General features: G+C 45.1%; 14 protein-coding genes and 1 pseudogene. 4 read left to right on the top strand and 11 right to left on the bottom strand.

Annotation, left to right across the window (positions count from 1 at the left end):
- The first annotated feature begins 208 nt into the window (after nt 1-208).
- Nucleotides 209-550 (top strand): DUF3802 family protein, encoded by a 342-nt coding sequence (locus tag AACV32_RS13950; RefSeq protein WP_026027237.1) that lies wholly within the window; start codon nt 209-211, stop codon nt 548-550.
- A gap of 11 nt (nt 551-561) precedes the next feature.
- Here AACV32_RS13950 and AACV32_RS13945 read toward each other — a convergent pair whose 3' ends face one another.
- Nucleotides 562-1,074, bottom strand: coding sequence for a C40 family peptidase (locus tag AACV32_RS13945; RefSeq protein ID WP_017042506.1), 513 nt, complete (start codon nt 1,072-1,074; stop codon nt 562-564).
- A 58-nt stretch (nt 1,075-1,132) separates the two neighbouring features.
- Here AACV32_RS13945 and AACV32_RS13940 point away from each other — a divergent pair, with 58 nt between their 5' ends.
- A complete protein-coding gene (locus tag AACV32_RS13940) occupies nt 1,133-3,208 on the top strand; it encodes a methyl-accepting chemotaxis protein (RefSeq protein WP_017050513.1) in 2,076 nt (691 codons plus the stop codon).
- A gap of 37 nt (nt 3,209-3,245) precedes the next feature.
- Here the strand turns inward: AACV32_RS13940 and AACV32_RS13935 are convergent, their stop codons facing one another.
- Nucleotides 3,246-4,037 (bottom strand): sterol desaturase family protein, encoded by a 792-nt coding sequence (locus AACV32_RS13935; protein ID WP_017047630.1) that lies wholly within the window; start codon nt 4,035-4,037, stop codon nt 3,246-3,248.
- 92 nt (nt 4,038-4,129) lie between these two features.
- Between AACV32_RS13935 and AACV32_RS13930 the strand changes: the two genes are divergently transcribed.
- Complete coding sequence (locus AACV32_RS13930; protein WP_017050512.1) at nt 4,130-4,861, top strand: tRNA-uridine aminocarboxypropyltransferase; 732 nt, start codon at nt 4,130-4,132, stop codon at nt 4,859-4,861.
- A 156-nt stretch (nt 4,862-5,017) separates the two neighbouring features.
- The gene (gene nagK, locus AACV32_RS13925; protein WP_017050511.1) at nt 5,018-5,929 is read left to right on the top strand and encodes an N-acetylglucosamine kinase; all 912 of its coding nucleotides are present in this window, start codon (nt 5,018-5,020) and stop codon (nt 5,927-5,929) included.
- 79 nt (nt 5,930-6,008) lie between these two features.
- Here nagK and AACV32_RS13920 read toward each other — a convergent pair whose 3' ends face one another.
- The 9 genes and pseudogenes from AACV32_RS13920 to AACV32_RS13880 all read right to left on the bottom strand — a co-directional run bounded on the left by AACV32_RS13920 (nt 6,009) and on the right by AACV32_RS13880 (nt 15,970).
- Nucleotides 6,009-6,284: a DUF2960 domain-containing protein gene (locus AACV32_RS13920; protein ID WP_026027239.1), complete on the bottom strand. Its 276-nt coding sequence runs from the start codon at nt 6,282-6,284 to the stop codon at nt 6,009-6,011.
- 198 nt (nt 6,285-6,482) lie between these two features.
- Nucleotides 6,483-6,995 (bottom strand): annotated as a pseudogene (mobB, locus tag AACV32_RS13915) (molybdopterin-guanine dinucleotide biosynthesis protein B); the annotation flags it as partial.
- A complete protein-coding gene (mobA, locus tag AACV32_RS13910) occupies nt 6,992-7,579 on the bottom strand; it encodes a molybdenum cofactor guanylyltransferase MobA (protein WP_170895297.1) in 588 nt (195 codons plus the stop codon). The pseudogene mobB and the gene mobA, both read right to left, overlap by 4 nt.
- Before the next feature lie 268 nt (nt 7,580-7,847).
- Nucleotides 7,848-8,903, bottom strand: coding sequence for a ferric ABC transporter ATP-binding protein (fbpC, locus tag AACV32_RS13905; protein ID WP_017044718.1), 1,056 nt, complete (start codon nt 8,901-8,903; stop codon nt 7,848-7,850).
- A 17-nt stretch (nt 8,904-8,920) separates the two neighbouring features.
- Nucleotides 8,921-11,017, bottom strand: coding sequence for an ABC transporter permease (locus AACV32_RS13900; protein ID WP_170895296.1), 2,097 nt, complete (start codon nt 11,015-11,017; stop codon nt 8,921-8,923).
- A gap of 109 nt (nt 11,018-11,126) precedes the next feature.
- Nucleotides 11,127-12,161 (bottom strand): ABC transporter substrate-binding protein, encoded by a 1,035-nt coding sequence (locus AACV32_RS13895; RefSeq protein ID WP_013856874.1) that lies wholly within the window; start codon nt 12,159-12,161, stop codon nt 11,127-11,129.
- A gap of 126 nt (nt 12,162-12,287) precedes the next feature.
- Nucleotides 12,288-13,619: an MFS transporter family glucose-6-phosphate receptor UhpC gene (gene uhpC / locus AACV32_RS13890; RefSeq protein WP_170895295.1), complete on the bottom strand. Its 1,332-nt coding sequence runs from the start codon at nt 13,617-13,619 to the stop codon at nt 12,288-12,290.
- Nucleotides 13,620-13,706: 87 nt separating this feature from the next.
- Entirely contained in the window at nt 13,707-15,326 is a 1,620-nt protein-coding gene (locus AACV32_RS13885; RefSeq protein ID WP_170895294.1) for an MASE1 domain-containing sensor histidine kinase, read from the bottom strand.
- A gap of 8 nt (nt 15,327-15,334) precedes the next feature.
- Nucleotides 15,335-15,970 (bottom strand): response regulator, encoded by a 636-nt coding sequence (locus tag AACV32_RS13880; RefSeq protein ID WP_013856877.1) that lies wholly within the window; start codon nt 15,968-15,970, stop codon nt 15,335-15,337.
- Between the last annotated feature and the right edge of the window lie 202 nt (nt 15,971-16,172).

Here is a 16,172-nt window from a genome sequence, read left to right as displayed (position 1 = left end):
GATCTTGCTTAGGTGCTAGTAACCCAATTTATAGGATGGCGTATCCTACTTTGGGGAAAATAAATGTTCGTGAAATAGATGCTTATCAAGAAATCGCGGGAAATTTGAACGTCTAAACTATCAAATCTGTGAAAATGGGCTGACATGGCTTAGTATTATTGAAGGTACAGTGATTACTAGCAATTTAGCGGTAAAGCGGAGAATTAAAGTGGTTGTAGAAACCGATGGTTATTTGGCTCTGATAGAGCATCTCTCTTTTAATATGGATGTGTTCACATCAGGCGGAGATATTGGCGCTGAAAGTGTAGAAGATGTTGTGACCGACATGGTTTCAAGCAACATCATGGCTATTTTTGAACAAAACCCTGAGCTACATTCCAGTGTTCGATTCCAGTTGCTCAAAGAAGCCGATTCTGTAGTGGAAGATCTTGGTGAAGTATTGGCGGGTGTTTGGAGTAAACCTGCGACCAATGAACAGATCCTTTTTCTTGATGAATACATCGCCTTAGTGAAGAATCTGTTCGATACTGCCGTTGCGAAGTACGACTAATTGAAGTATGACTAATCAGAGTTAGGCGGGCTTATAATCCGCCTAAATTGCCAGAATTTAGAAGCCCAATAAGGGTTATCGATTCTTGAGATCATCACACCTTTAGACGTAGAGGCGTGCATAAATTTTTTGTCTCCTAGATAGACTCCAACATGATTGCTCGTCCTTGATGTTCTAAAAAAGACCAAATCCCCGCGCTGCGCATTTTGATAATTTACCTCAAAACCCGTTTGACTCTGTGAGCGTGTAGTTCGTGGTAGAGGGATCTGCCATACATCTTTAAACGCTATTTGCACAAATGCTGAGCAGTCGACTCCGTTCAACGTTTCACCACCTAATCGGTACGGCACTCCTTGCCAGCGCTGAAAAACCGTGCCTAATCCATCGTCTTTATCTTGGACAATTGACAGAATCTCTTCTTGAGTAACATAAGTAGGGCCAGAATTGGACGAAATAGGCGATCCTACGCAACCCGTTAGCACACTAGTTATTGATAATGCGAAGAGTATTGGACTTTTAATCATTTATCATCCCAATGAAATGTAACTGAAACATTTTTGAAATATTTCATTCCTACTATGGTTGAGCCTTAACACATTCTCTAATCACTTAGTTGCATTTATCATGAATTCCTCAATAAATAATCGACATTCACTGTCGTTGATTCAAACCATCAGTGCCATTTTCATCACGATGACGTTACTGGTGGTCCTTTTATCCATCACCAGTTTAAAAAGCATCGATAAGGTAGGGCTACAGTTTTCTGGATTGTCTGAACAAACACTACCTTTGGCATTAAATAATGCAAGGTTGACGCAAAATATATTAGAACAAGTACAATCTCTCGGAGATGGCATCCGCACAACGGAATCGGCAGAATTAGAAGCGGTAAACCAGCAATTAAGCCACCTAAACCAGCAGACTGACCAACTTACTGACCAGCTTTTCTCCATCGCTACTCGTATCGGTAACGCGATTACTCAAGATCATCAAGTGTCGTTACGCAGCAAAAGTGCGGCATTTCAGCAGCTCACCTATTCTATTTTATCAACGCAGGCCTCTTTGCTTGAACAGCAGAATGCTATCGATAACGCCGCCACCGCGTTTCGTTACGGATTAAGCTCCATTGGACCGGAGATGAACCGGATCAGTTCATTTCTCGCATTAGATAACCCGGAATCGATGGATGCGGCTAACCGCTTTATTGCCAGTGCAAGTTCGATGGAAAGTACCTTCTTACTGTTAATGATGCAAAACGATCCTGAACAGGCCAAAGTGCAATTTAAGGAAATCCGTAATCGCATGGCGGGAATTGAGCTAGCCTTTGATGATTTTAAAGAGTGGCATCCTGATGTTATGGAGTTTGCGAGCCTGACGGCACCTTATGAAATGGTTAAAGCGGGTTTTGTTGAGCATGGCATTTTAGCACTGATCTTAAATAAAATTGAGCAAGCACAGCAGCAGCGACAAGAAATGGCACAAGCTGCGCAGCTAGCCAAAGACACGGTAGCACTGCTAAATACGATTTCTGCCACCGCAAGTGAGTTGATCAAACACAGTGAGAACGTGGTTCATGACGCAATGCTAATGGTTAAGCAAGTACAATATACTGGCGGCATTATTCTGGTCGCTTTGGTTTTACTTGCATGGCTAGGGTTACGCCACTGGCTAAAGCTGGGGCTGAATAACTTATTGGCCAAGCTTGCATTATTAACTCAACACGATTTTTCTCAACCCGCTCGCTTGATTGGCCCGAGTGAATTTAAAGAAGTTGCTCTACAACTAAACCAAGTTATTGAATCAACAAAATATTCAATTTCTACCGTAACGCGCAATTGTGAAATGCTCTACCAAAATGCCGAAACCAGTCACGATGCAGCCGATAAATCCAACCGCAGTTTAGCCGCACAAAATGATTCGTTGGTTAACATGGTTTCCACCGTGAGTGAGTTGGAATCGGCGATTCGGAATATCGCGCTTGTGACCAGTGAATCTTATGAAGAATCAGTGGCTGCCAGCCAGTTTTCTACGCAAGGGGTGAAAGTAGTGGAACAAAACCGTGTTCGCTTGGAATCTCTTGAAAATACACTGCATTTAAACGATGAAGCAATGCACGAGCTTGACCAGCGCGTGAAGAAAATTCGCGAGATGGTGGATATGATCAGCGGTATTGCTGACAGTACCAACTTACTGGCGTTGAACGCCGCGATTGAAGCAGCAAGAGCTGGCGAACAAGGGCGTGGTTTTGCGGTTGTAGCCGATGAAGTACGCAAATTAGCCAGCGATACATCACAGCAAACCACCAATATCCGGGACATGATGAATGAGCTCACCAATGCAACGCAGCGCTCTCGTCAAGCGGTATCGGATTCGCGCCAAGAGATGAGTAATGCGCTGCAATCGAGTCAAGAAGTCAAAACAACATTTGAGCAGATAGAAAAAGCAGTGGAACAGATTCGTGCTCGAGTTGAGCAGATAAGCGTTGCAACAGAAGAGCAAGAGCGAGCGACGGCCGATGTAAGTCAATCTATCAGCCAAGTCTCATCGCAAGGCGAGCAAACCAAATTACAGCTTGAAGCCATGGTCGAAAGCTCAGAGCAGGTGGCTGAAGTGGCGGGTGAACAGCAGGCTATGTTGCATAAATATACGCTCAACTAGCTTATCCAGTGCGAATTTCTGTATTTTCATGACGTTGTCACTTTTTTCTAAATGGTTGGGTAAGCATTTTATCCAACCACTGCTCACGCTTCGCTCGAAAGAGTGGTAGGCCGATAATGACCTGCTTATGGCCCAATTCTGGCTGCGCACGATAAGTACGAAATAGCCGATCCCAACATGACAAGAAAAAACCAAAATTGGAGTGAGTTTCTCGCACAATGACTGAATGATGCACCCGATGCATGTCAGGTGTCACCACCAACCAGCGAAGCCAACGGTCCATTTTCAACGGTAATTTTGCGTTACTGTGGTTAAACATCGCGCTCGCATTGAGCACAACCTCAAATATCAATACCGCGAATGGGCTGACACCCAACATGATCACGCAAGTGATTTTGATCCACAAAGAGAGAATCATTTCGAATGGGTGAAACCGCGAGCCAGTGGTCACATCAATATCTTGGTCAGCGTGGTGCATGCGATGTAAACGCCATAACCAAGGAGAGAAGTGAAAAAGCACATGCTGGGCGTAAATCACGCCATCAAGAATAATAACTGACAGCGCAATTTCAGCCACTTGTGGTAAATCCACCCAATTAAAAAGACCAATCGAGTCTTGCTGCGCCCAATAAGCCGCTTCAATGGCTAACACTGGCATCAATAGCGATAAGCACACGCTATTTAAACCAACCAAACCTAAATTATTCAGCCAGCGAGTGGCTTTACTTTGGGTGAGTGTTTTACGTGGGCAAGACCATTCCCACAGCGCACAAAGCATAAATACAGCGAAAAATACGCTCAAACGGATCAATTCAGGGTTCAGGTTCATGCTTAATGGCTCATCTTCAATGGTCTTGTGCTAGGAATCTGCTTGTACTGTAAGTACAATCGGCAGCACTTTCCAGCTTGCCGCCCTGATTTATGAGAATCCACGCATTTAACCATTTGTTCCAACATCGCTTAGCGTTATCGACCAAACCTTTTCAAGCTCGTGGTGCGAAAGTTGAACGTTGCGCCTATTGTCAGGTCGCCACGCAATACTGCTTATGTGGTCATCAACCGGATATGGATACGGATATCGCAGTATTACTGCTGGTTTCTGAAAATGAAGTATTTAAACCCAGTAATACTGGTCGGCTAATTGCCGATGTGATTAAAGAAACTTACGTTTATCAGTGGAACCGCACCGAACCTCACGCGGAAATGCTAGCACTGTTGAATAATCCCGCTTATCAACCAGTCGTCATTTTTCCCGAAGAGTATGTGGATGAAAAGCCTCGAGTAATACAAAGCCCTCCCAGCGCGCACGATAAACGCAAACCACTGTTGATATTACTTGATGGAAGCTGGCGCGAGGCAAGACGAATGTTTCGTAAATCACCTTATTTGGATGCGCTTCCGGTGATGTCTATCGCACCTAAAAGCGTATCGCAATATATGATGCGTAAATCTGATAATGAGCAGCATTTATCAACGGCTGAAGTGGCGTCGTTGGTATTGGCTGAAGTGGGTGAGCATCAAGCCTCTCTGCTATTAAGCCAATGGTTTGAAGTGTTTCGAGAAAGTTACTTGCTGAGCAAAACCCGCCTAAAGCATGATTTGAGCAGGCCAGTCTTGAAACGTTTCATCGACCAGCAGCAAAGCGAGACGTGACTCTAAAGTTGATCGATTCGGTGATGAGTAATTGTTCAATCGAACCTATAGACCAGATAAATTGGTACTCGGTCACGGATTGTAGGCTGAGCTCTGTGGATAATGCCCAAAGTTTTATTTTTAGCTCATTGATGAGCAAATTTTAGGAGAGATTGCATGTACTACGGCTTTGATGTCGGTGGCACTAAAATTGAGTTTGGTGCGTTTAATGAGAAGTTAGAACGCGTAGCAACGGAGCGCGTTCCTACCCCAACAAACGACTACAATCTGCTAGTTGAAACCATTGCGCAGTTGGTGAGTAAATATGACGCGCAATTGGGTGTGGAAGGCAAAATAGGCCTTGGCCTACCGGGTATGGAAGATGCTGATGATGCTACGGTATTAACCGTCAACGTTCCTGCTGCAAAAGGCAAGCCGTTACGCGCTGATTTAGAAGCAAAAATTGGCCGCAGCGTGAAGATTGAAAACGATGCAAACTGCTTTGCGCTTTCTGAAGCATGGGACGATGAGCTGAAAAATGAGCCTTCGGTTATGGGCCTAATTCTCGGCACAGGTTTTGGTGGCGGCCTTATCTATGAAGGGAAAGTATTCTCTGGTCGTAACCACGTAGCAGGGGAGTTTGGTCATATGCGTCTGCCTCTTGATGCATGGTTACATCTTGGCGATAACGCGCCGATGCTCGGCTGTGGTTGTGGCAAGAAAGGATGCTTAGACAGTTATCTCTCTGGCCGCGGTTTTGAGCTATTGTACGAGCACTATTATAGCGAGCACAAAAAAGCGATTGATATCATTCACGCCAATGAAGCAGGTGAAGCGAAAGCCGTTGAGCATGTTGAGCGCTTTATGGAACTACTTGCCATCTGTTTTGCCAACATTTTCACAGCCAATGACCCACACGTTGTTGCACTCGGTGGCGGTTTATCAAACTTTGAATTGATCTACCAAGAGATGCCTAAACGCGTACCGAAATACCTGCTTTCTGTCGCGAAATGTCCGAAGATCATCAAAGCAAAACATGGTGATTCAGGCGGCGTACGTGGTGCGGCTTTCCTTAATATCAAATCATAAAATCAAACAAAAAGGGCCTATAATCAAACGGGCCCTTTTTTATATCAGTCAAAAGTTAACTCTTTAACCTAAGTTCTGTTTATTTGGTGTTAGCGCCTTTTTTACCCACACCTACGTTTTCTTTTTGTTGCAGTGTTAGCTTGCTAAAACCTAACTTTTTAAAGTGGTTATCGCGGTAATTGCGTACCGCTTTTGCGTCAGAAATCATTTCCAGCTGCTGTTCCATTTTTAAAAAATCAGTAATATCAATACCTTCTGCTTCGGCTACTGCTTCTTGAATGTTGTGATGCTTTTCGTAAGAAAAAGTCAGCGTTTTATCTTCATTTTTGTAAGTGTACAAAATGGTGCGAGCCATGATCATCTCTCTAAAATCGTCATTCCCAATTTCGGGAAAATAAACAAAGGCTGATCGCTTACTATCAACCAATTGAAAATGGGGGCGTTGGTTGCGCTGAAACATGACTAACCAACATGTAATGTGCTAGATTTTGCCTTTAAGTGGGATAATTGTCACGCTTTCACCACCGAAATAGCGCAGGATATTTCATTTACAACGCTGTACATATTCAATCACAAATGCCGCGATTGCATCGAGATCATTGATGTCCATTTGTGGTAAAGCACTTTTCACAACTTCATCCGCGGCGATAGCGATGATATTTTCATCATTTGGATATAGCCAAGGTTTACCCACTTCAGCACGGTGCAATTCAATTTTTGGAAAGGCGAGGTTTTTACACCCTTCAACTAAAATTACGTCGAGTTTATCGCAATCAAAGCGAGATAAAAGATATTCGAAATCGGGTTCGGCTTCTGGCGTTTCAGTCATCATGGCATGACGATAGCGCGATGCAACTAACATCTGGCTTGCCCCCGCTTTACGCAGCCGATGGCTATCTTTACCTGGTTTATCAATATCAAAATCGTGGTGCGCGTGCTTAAGTACGCCTAATGTTAGGCCTGCTGCCCTTAACTTGGGCAATAAGGCTTCAAGCAGGGTCGTTTTTCCTGTGCCAGAGTAGGCCGCAAAACCAAGTAAAGGGCATGAAGGCGCTTGATATTTCATGATGTCAAAGTTCCAAATTGTGCCAGATCTTGAGGCGTGTTGAGGTTCAAAAAGCAGTTTGGCGAGTCGCTAAAGTCAACGTAATCTGTGTGGCATTCTTGATAAAGACGGGTGATTTTTCTCTCGCCACGTTCTAAAAATGCAGTCAGTGTTGGCAGCACACGTTGGTGAATAAGGGTGAATACGGGTTGAGCGAAGTGACCATCATGGGCGACTAAAATATCATGCGAGTCTTGAGCAGCATGACAAAAACGCGCAACAAGATCGTCATTGATCAACGGGCAATCGCAAGGGACAAATCCGACCCAATCGGTTTGTGCATGGGTTAACCCTGCCTGAATTCCAGCGAGTGGCCCGGGATAATCAGCCATGGTATCGGAAATGACAGGCGCAAACTGACGATACTGTGCATGGTTACGATTAGCGTTAATCGTCAGGCTAGTAGATTGCGGCTTAAGCTTATTCATGACATGTTGAATCAAAGATTGGCCATTGAGTTCAATCAGCCCTTTGTCTTGTCCACCCATACGGCTGGCTTGCCCACCCGCTAAAATAACCCAACTTGTTTGTGTGGGAAGTAACATGAAATGTCTCTTAATTGTGCGATGAGAAGAGCGCCGTACAGACAAGTTAAACTCATTGATTGAGCATCACTCGCCCATTTTTAGTGGCGACAAACCAAGGTAAGGATGATAACCCAACTCATGCCTTGGTGCTAACTGGCTGATGATTATAACCAATCTCACTTGTGCGGGTGGATCTTTTTCATTGCTCTCGTTAAGTTGTTCATTGCTCTCACTAAGACACAAACGCCTCCATTAGTTTGGAGGCGTTTGGTCAAGCTAGGCAGTATTAAGCATCTTCAGGTAGTAGGAATAACCCCACGGGGTTGATCGTCAGGTAAGGGTGATCAGCGTAACTGGGGTCAAATTGTGACGAGTTGAGTTGCAGTAACAGCTCTTTGTTGTGCCATTTAACCAACACTTCATACATCGACCCCATGTAAGCAATACTGGTAATTTGACACTGTTGGCAGGCATCACCGTCCGCGCAGAGCAAAATAGCTTCTGGTCGAACACCAATTTGATAATTCCCCGCAGGCAAAGCCGTGACACTGTCATCATTAGCGGGGATCTTATAGCCATTGATGATCAGGTATTCACCATCATATTGACCCTCAAAAATATTGGCTTCGCCCATGAAGTTGGCCATGAACATCGAGGTTGGGTGCTTATACAGTTGAGTTGGTGAGCCCTGCTGCATGATGTCGCCATCTTTCATCACAATCACAGTATCAGAAACGGCAAAGGCCTCCGCCTGATCGTGCGTCACATACAAAGAGGTGATATTAAAACGCTGTTGCAACTCTCGAATAGTTTCACGCATGCTGCGTCTTAAATTGGCGTCCAAGTTACTGAGCGGCTCATCGAATAGCAATACCTTAGGCTTAAGCACCAACGCGCGAGCGAGCGCTACTCGCTGTTGCTGACCTCCTGAAATTTGGTCAACGTAACGTTCTCCAAAGCCTTCTAAATCAACCAATTTCAAGGCTTCATCCACTCGCTGTTTCACTTCATCTTTACTCAAGCCAATCATTCTTAGGCCATAACCTACGTTGTCATGTAAGGAAAGGTGAGGAAACAGAGCGTAAGATTGAAACACCATGCAGATGTCACGTTGCTGGATGGAGGTGCTCGTGACATCTTCACCATCAATAAAAATTTGGCCGCTGGTTGGTTTTTCGAGCCCTGCGACCAAACGCAGCACGGTCGTTTTTCCACATCCTGAAGGGCCGAGCAGTGTTACAAGGCTGCCTTTTTTGATTTCTAAATCCAAATTACCAATGACGGTTTTATCGCCAAAACGCTTGCAGACATTCTTTAAAACAACAAAGTTTTCATTTTCCATGGTGATATCTCCAATGGTTATTCTTGGTTATTGGCTTTAGAACGAGAAACACGTGCCTCGCCAACGATAAAATCAAAAATTAAAATAATAGCCAACATCACAACAATCAAAATCGAGCCATATGCGATCGCAACGCCATACTCACCATCTTCTACACGATTCAGGATGTAAGACGTTGCCACCCGTGTTTCTGGTGTCACCAAGAAAATAATGGCGCTGACGGTCGTCATTGCTCGAACAAAGCTGTAAATCAGTGTTGAGAGAATTGCTGGTCGTAATAACGGCAACAGAATATGAGTAATGGTTTTAAAGGAGTTAGCCCGCAAACTGAGTGACGCTTCATCGAGCGATTTATCAAGTTGGCCTAGCCCTGCAATACCTGCGCGAATACCTACTGGCACGTTACGCATCACCATGGAAATCACAACAATGGCCGCGGTACCAGTGAGGTAAATAGGCGCATCATTAAATGCAAGAATGTAAGATACCCCCGCAACCGTGCCCGGAACGGCGAAGCAAAGCATGGTTGCAAACTCAATCACTTTCTTACCGTAAAATTGCTGACGGACAACGATATACGCAATCAACAGACCAAAGAAGGCGGTTAATGGCGCTGCAACGCCGGCATAAATCATCGTCGTGATAAGTGATGGCCAAGCACCTTCACTCATTCCCATGCCAAACAGATGAATATAGTTTTTAAGCGTTAAACTGTAATCTACACCCCAGTTCACAGTGAAGCTGCCGAAGATGATGCTGCCATAAAGCAAGATGTTAAATGCCATCCAAAAATAGAGCAGTGCCGAAACCGTATGTTTAAGTAAGGTAGGCAGCGCTTGCACATCGCCACGATATGATTTGCCGGAAATGGTGACGTATGAACGCTTTCCTATCCACAGATATTGGACAACAAAGATCGCCAACGAAAATAGCAGCAAGACGGCCCCAAGTGTGCTGGCGGAAGCGTAATCTAATTGAGCTCCTGCGATGTAGAAGTAAATCTGAGTGGCTAACACATCGAAACTGCCCCCAAGTACAAGCGGGTTACTGAAGTCGGCCAGTGATTGGACAAAGATGATTAAGAAACTGTTGGCCAAAGCAGGCTTGAGCAATGGCATGACAATTTTAAAAAAAGTTTGATAACGATTGGCACGCAGCGTGTAGGACGCCTCTTCCAATGATGGATGTAGGGATTTCATCGCGCCATCTAAAATCATGAATGACATAGGAGCAAAGGCGAGCACTTGTGCCATCCAAATGCCTGTAAAACCATACAGCCAGTTTGTCTGTTGTAACCCAAACCAATCCACCATGAGTTCGGTGATATAACCGGAGCGCCCAAGCATTAAAGTCACCCCAAGCCCAACGACAAAAGGGGGAGTCACAATGGGAAGAATAGAAAAAATTCGCGCAATGAAAGCGGAGCGAGTGGCAATGCGTGTGGTATAGATAGCAAAGATCAAACCAAAGAAAGTGGCACCTATACCCACAGATACGCCAAGCAGTACGGAGTTCCAAACAATTTGTATGATCTGCGCTCGGCTCAAAATTTCAATGAATTGCCACGCAACAAAGTTCCCCATTTCATCTTGGAACATCGGTACAAAGATGGCGATACTCGGAAAGATAATAAAAATCGTGATCAAGAGAACAATCGAGATCAGAGCACCAATCACGAAGCTGTCACCGCCCAAAAACTCAAGACGAGCCAATGCCAATGTCATGACAGCACTTAAGGCAATAAATAGTGCAATGGTTGAATAACCTAAACCTTGCTGGGTATACCAAGAGCTGACCAACACGAAAAACATGCATGCCGCTGAATAACCGATATCAAAATAGTGACGGTGTTTGGCGTACTTATTACCTGCATAGCAAGGGCGAATGAGAAGTACACCCGGAAGCGCAAACCATAACCAAGAAATATTGGCACGGCTCCAACCCATAGCGGCATAAAACTCTTGCGATGTTGAATCAAACACTCCGTAATCAAGTGCAAAAGAGGGCAACAGCACAAACGCACACAATAACGTCAGGATCCAATAAAAAATCGGGTCCCTATGCGAGGTTTTTCGCGGCCGATGTGGTGCAGTGCCTGCTGTAAATTCATTCATTTTTCTGTACCAAAGTTATTTGTAGCCACACGGTGATAAGCCTGGTATTGGCTTTATAAAAAGGGCAGTAGGCACTGCCCATCGAGGCTAAGATAAGGGAATGCGTTGGCTATTCACCCATTTTTACGACATTAACCCACTTATTAATCAATCGCTTACGTTCATCAGAGGATCCATAGGTATCCATGTCATAATCGATCAAGGTTAACTTTTTAGGGTCGAGGGCGTTGGGGGATTGTTCCGCTTGAGTGTTAGTTAAAATTTGGAAAGATTGACCTTCTTTCCATGCCAGCTCTTGTCCTTCTTTTGACATGACCCAGTCAACAAACCGTTTCGCGTTATCAAGGTTACGCGACCCTTTGATAATGCTCACACCACCAATTTCATAACCTGTACCTTCACAAGGCGAAATCAGCTCCAGCGGTGCTCCTTTCGATTGTTCGAGTGAGTAGTCATGCAAAAAACCAATACCAATCGCAATTTCACCACGCGCTGAGTTACGTGAAGGGGTAACACCTGATTTGGTGTATTGAGAGACGTTTTTGTCGAGTGCTTTGAAATAATCAAAGGCTTTATCTTCATCCCAAAGTTGAATGAAGGTGGCTAATGCGGTGTAGGCAGTCCCCGAACTTTGTGGGTCAGAGATTTGAATCTCTCCTTTGTATTCAGGTTTGGTTAAATCATTCCAGCAGCGCGGGATCGGTAATCCTTTTTCAGCCAAACGTTGAGTGTTCACCCCAAAACCTAAAATACCCATATAAACGGCCGAAGAGTAGTTCCCTTTGCGTTTCGCTGGATCTTTAAATCCATCCATAATGAATTCAAGCTGCGGAGATTGGTAAGCGTGTAAGAGATCCATTTCACCCGCCTGTGATTGAGGATCCAACGTGCCGCCATACCAAACATCCGCGCGTGGGTTCTTCTTCTCTGCTTCGATTTTGGCCAGCGTGCTGCCAGAGCCATTGCGAACAAAAGAGGTTTTTACGTCATATTTATCAGAAAAGGCTTTAGTCGCTGTCTCGCACATGGCGTTAGTGGCACTGCAATAAACCACGAGTCGGCCTTCAGCAAATGCTTGAGGCGCGGCAAGCGAAGCACCGAGAATGCAGGTAGCAAGTACACTGCGAGGTAATCTATCTTTCATGTCTGTTTCCTCTTGTTATTTTCATTACTTAACGTAGACGTAGGGCAGCGTTAAGTTTCATCACATTCCTGTGATTTCGTTTTTGCTGCATGACACAGCGAAATCAGAAAACAACGTGAGGAAAGGTTATGACATAGTGACGGCATTCCCTGCACGCTGTTGCGCTTTTAAAAAGGGCAAAATCAGTAATCCAATCAGTGCGGCTGAGAGGGTAATGACACTGAAAAATCCTTCCCAACTAAATTGTTCAATAATGACAGCCAATGGGTAACTGGCTAACGCTGCACCAAGATAGCCAAATAAGCCGACAAAACCGGTCGCGGTTCCAGCCGCATCCTTGTGCGAACATTCAGCGGCGGCCATTCCTATCATCATTTGCGGACCAAAAATAAAAAATCCGATGGAAAAGAAGCAGCCCGACAACACCACAAAGTTGTCAATCGGTGTTAGCCATAACGCGGCCACTGAAATGAAAATGCCTAGCGCAAAAATCAAGTTCATCGGCGCTCGATTGCCTTTAAAAAATTTGTCCGAGCCCCAACCACCAAATAGCGATCCTAAGAATCCTCCGACTTCAAACATTGATACGGCAGCGTTGGCCGAAAAAAGCTCATAACCATGCCGTTCAGTGAGGTATAAATTACCCCAATCATTTAGCGCGATACGCACCACATACACCAGTAGATAGGAGCTACATAACAGCCAAATGTACTTATTCCCTAGGACGTAACGACGTAAAATTTGGCGAAATGGCAGCCCTTTACCTTCAGACTCATGGCGCTTTTCTAATTCATCGTTACGCCACTCACCCACTGGGGGTAACCCTAACGTTGTGGGCTTATCTTGCATGCGAAAGCAGAGCACTAAACCAACGATGATCGCCAAGCAACCCGGTGCAATAAATCCGTACCGCCAACCAAAAGTCACAGCGATAAAACCAATGCTGATCGGAATGAGCGCGCCACTTAAATTGTGGCAAGTGTTCCAGATAGACCACCAAAACCCACGTTCAGATCGGGAATACCAAGTAGTGAGCAATTTAGCGCACGGCGGCCATCCCCAACCTTGGAAAAAAGCGTTCAATGTCCAAAGCACGGTAAATGCGGCTAGGGAAGAGCTCAAACCAAACAGCACATTAACTACGCCCGTTGCAACCAGCCCCAAACCCATGAAGTAACTCGGTTTTGATTGGTCGCTGACCATGCCAGAAACAAACTTTGACAAACCGTAAGTCATGTAAAAGAGCGTACCAAGCAGACCAACATCGGAATGTTCAAGCCCGAGATCAGTGAGCATCGCAGGCATGGCAAAATTGAGACTTTTGCGTGTGAAATAAAACACCCCATAGCCGACGTACATCGATAACATTAAATGCAAGCGCCAGTAACGATAGGTTGCATCAATGTCCTGTGGTTCTATAGGTGCTGATGTCGGTTTTGAAATCAGAAAACCCAGCATGCTATGTTTCTCCCTAGTGCTAAGAGATGGTATCGGAGTGATTCACCAAATGAATGAGACAAAGTTATAAGTGACTAGGAAATTTTCCTAGTTTGTTGATGTTGTGAGCGGTTTTGTGGGCAAGTTAACAGTTATGCGCGTCCCAAGCGGTATTTGGCTACGCTGCGATTCAATTAAAAATGTGCCACCCAGTGCGCTGACGCGTTCTTCGATGCCGAGTAAGCCTTGGCCTTTGCTGCGCCAATCGGAAGCTAAACCAATGCCATTATCACGCAGCTCGACACTGAACATGTCACCGGGAACAAGGCTTAATTGCACGGCTGATGCTTGTGCATGTTTGCACACGTTATTAAGCAGCTCTTGAATAATTCGATACAGTGTAACGGCCGTAATGTCATCTAAACGCTCTGCAAAAATTCCGAAATTCAGACGAAAATCGACGTGTCGTTCCGCAAATTTCATTTCACTTGCAAGCTGCCGAATTGCGCTCTCAAGCCCCAACTCATCAAGCGCATGAGGGCGAAGATCGGTTAATAATTGACGTGTCGATGAGTGAATTCGTAGCGCGAGCGTGTTGATCGTCTCAGCGATGTTGGTTTGTTTTTCATTTTGTGCCAAGCGACTAGCGAGCATGGATTGGATCTGTATCCCGGTGATATTTTGGCCAATTTCATCATGCAGTTCGCGTGCAACTGATTTTCGGATTTGCTCTTCAACCTTGACTAATTGCCGAGCCAGTTGCTGTTTGTTCGCGAGTTCGATTGCCAGCTTTTGGTTAATTTTAGCTAAGCGTTGCGCCAAGAAATATTGACGGCTAATCGCAATACCAAGCCCTAAACCAACAAAAGCCTGCGTCGCTATAAAACTTTGTAGTTCAATATCGGATTCAAATGAACCTGTCATTTGCCGTGCCGTAGCAAGCAAAATACTGTTCATTAGGCTAGCCAATACGCCGCCTTGCCAACCGTATTTATAAGCCATAAAAATATTGGGAAGCAGGAAAATGAGCAGGGCGATCGGTTTGAGCTGCTCTAGCAAGGTTAACTCCGCGATCAATCCGCCACTAAAAAAAAGCAAACACCACAGCAACGCAGAGGGGCGAAGTGTTACGTCCTGATGAATAAGATCGGGTGACAGTGGTCTCCAGATCTGCTGATGTAGATAATCGTACAGGAGAAATAAGAACGGAGTGAGCAGTATACCGCCGGTCAGAGCTGAAACGGTCGCTTGTGCCACGTAATGCAGTTCGAGGTTGAGCGGTTTGACCAACAGCAAAACCGAGCTCCCACATAAGATGCCGTAAACGACCGTCAACCCGGTAAGCGCCAACAGTTTTTTCCAATAAACGTGCAGTGATGTCCAGAGAGATTGAAAGGCAATCGCCAGCCAATAAGCGATCAATGCAAACAGCAGTAATAGATATTCATGAGCAGCGATAGCCAACACATGCCCGAGCGACACCACTATAGCCATTTCGCATAAAGTGATCCCAAGCCAAAAACGACGTGGTGCAAGAGCGAGTGTGGCCAGCTTTAAGCCTGTGGGCAAAAACAGACCAGCCAGCAATAAATCAGGAGTTAAGTAGCGGCTGATGTTCCATAAACAAAACCAACCAATTGAATACAAAACGCATGCAAATGCATAGCTAAAGCCAGAGGAAAGAGACAACCGAGGTAAAGCTTCAGAAAATCGATGATGAAAATGCATAGTCGCTTCTATAACGTCTCGTTAACCAACAGTTGGTGAGTAATAGCAAAGCGGATGAGATCCACATTGTTGGTAAGCCCCAGTTTGCTTAAAATATTTGCCCGATGCACGTGAATCGTTTTGTGGCTAATTGATAAATCGTAACCAATCTCTTTGACGTCTTTGCCTAAAATCAGGTGATCAAACACCTCTCTTTCGCGTTTAGTTAACCCTTCAAGGACAGATGGCGTACCTGAAGCATTGCTTAGGTTAATTAAGGCATCGGCACACAAATAGCGATCACCATTAGCCACGGTACGAATGGCGCTCACTAACTCTCCAGGCCCACAACGTTTTGATAAATAACCACAAGCGCCAGCTTCTAACGCTTTACTGACAAAGGACGCTGAATCATAAATAGAGAGAATGATGGCTTTAAAGTCCGGCTGAGCGCGGCGCAGTTTCTCTAACAACACAAGCCCACTTTCGTCGGGCATTGAAATGTCGATAACTGCCACATCGATAGAAGCGTTCACCAGCGCACGAAATGCTTCGCGCGCGCTACCATACTCACTGTGGACATGAATGTCTGGTTCAACCGATAACAGTTGTGCAAAACCAGAGCGAACCATGAGGTGGTCATCCACCAAAGCAACTGAAATCATACGGGTATCCTATAGGTTTGCAGTGATAGTCGCAGATGTATCAATAAGTATCAAAAACCAGCGCAGGGGATGTGATTGCTCTCTCGAAACTTATGATCAGTGGCAGGTAGGCATTAAATGAGCGAGTTACTCGCACTACGAGGGCAGTGAAACAAAAACATCGCTTGCAGTTCGAGCCTTGAACAAGTAACGTTGCGCAGTT

Source organism: Vibrio sp. B7, assembly GCF_963888765.1.
Lineage (GTDB): Bacteria > Pseudomonadota > Gammaproteobacteria > Enterobacterales > Vibrionaceae > Vibrio > Vibrio anguillarum.
Note: the sequence above shows the minus strand (reverse complement) of the source record. Positions and strands in the feature narration are given on the sequence as shown.

What these genes read in the sequence shown, in the direction of transcription:
- AACV32_RS13945 (WP_017042506.1), bottom strand. Translation starts at nt 1,074, where the DNA reads ATGATTAAAAGTCCAATACTCTTCGCATTATCAATAACTAGTGTGCTA.
- AACV32_RS13935 (WP_017047630.1), bottom strand. Translation starts at nt 4,037, where the DNA reads ATGAACCTGAACCCTGAATTGATCCGTTTGAGCGTATTTTTCGCTGTA.
- AACV32_RS13930 (WP_017050512.1), top strand. Translation starts at nt 4,130, where the DNA reads ATGAGAATCCACGCATTTAACCATTTGTTCCAACATCGCTTAGCGTTA.
- nagK (WP_017050511.1), top strand. Translation starts at nt 5,018, where the DNA reads ATGTACTACGGCTTTGATGTCGGTGGCACTAAAATTGAGTTTGGTGCG.
- AACV32_RS13920 (WP_026027239.1), bottom strand. Translation starts at nt 6,284, where the DNA reads ATGGCTCGCACCATTTTGTACACTTACAAAAATGAAGATAAAACGCTG.
- mobA (WP_170895297.1), bottom strand. Translation starts at nt 7,579, where the DNA reads ATGTTACTTCCCACACAAACAAGTTGGGTTATTTTAGCGGGTGGGCAA.
- fbpC (WP_017044718.1), bottom strand. Translation starts at nt 8,903, where the DNA reads ATGGAAAATGAAAACTTTGTTGTTTTAAAGAATGTCTGCAAGCGTTTT.
- AACV32_RS13900 (WP_170895296.1), bottom strand. Translation starts at nt 11,017, where the DNA reads ATGAATGAATTTACAGCAGGCACTGCACCACATCGGCCGCGAAAAACC.
- AACV32_RS13895 (WP_013856874.1), bottom strand. Translation starts at nt 12,161, where the DNA reads ATGAAAGATAGATTACCTCGCAGTGTACTTGCTACCTGCATTCTCGGT.
- uhpC (WP_170895295.1), bottom strand. Translation starts at nt 13,619, where the DNA reads ATGCTGGGTTTTCTGATTTCAAAACCGACATCAGCACCTATAGAACCA.
- AACV32_RS13885 (WP_170895294.1), bottom strand. Translation starts at nt 15,326, where the DNA reads ATGCATTTTCATCATCGATTTTCTGAAGCTTTACCTCGGTTGTCTCTT.
- AACV32_RS13880 (WP_013856877.1), bottom strand. Translation starts at nt 15,970, where the DNA reads ATGATTTCAGTTGCTTTGGTGGATGACCACCTCATGGTTCGCTCTGGT.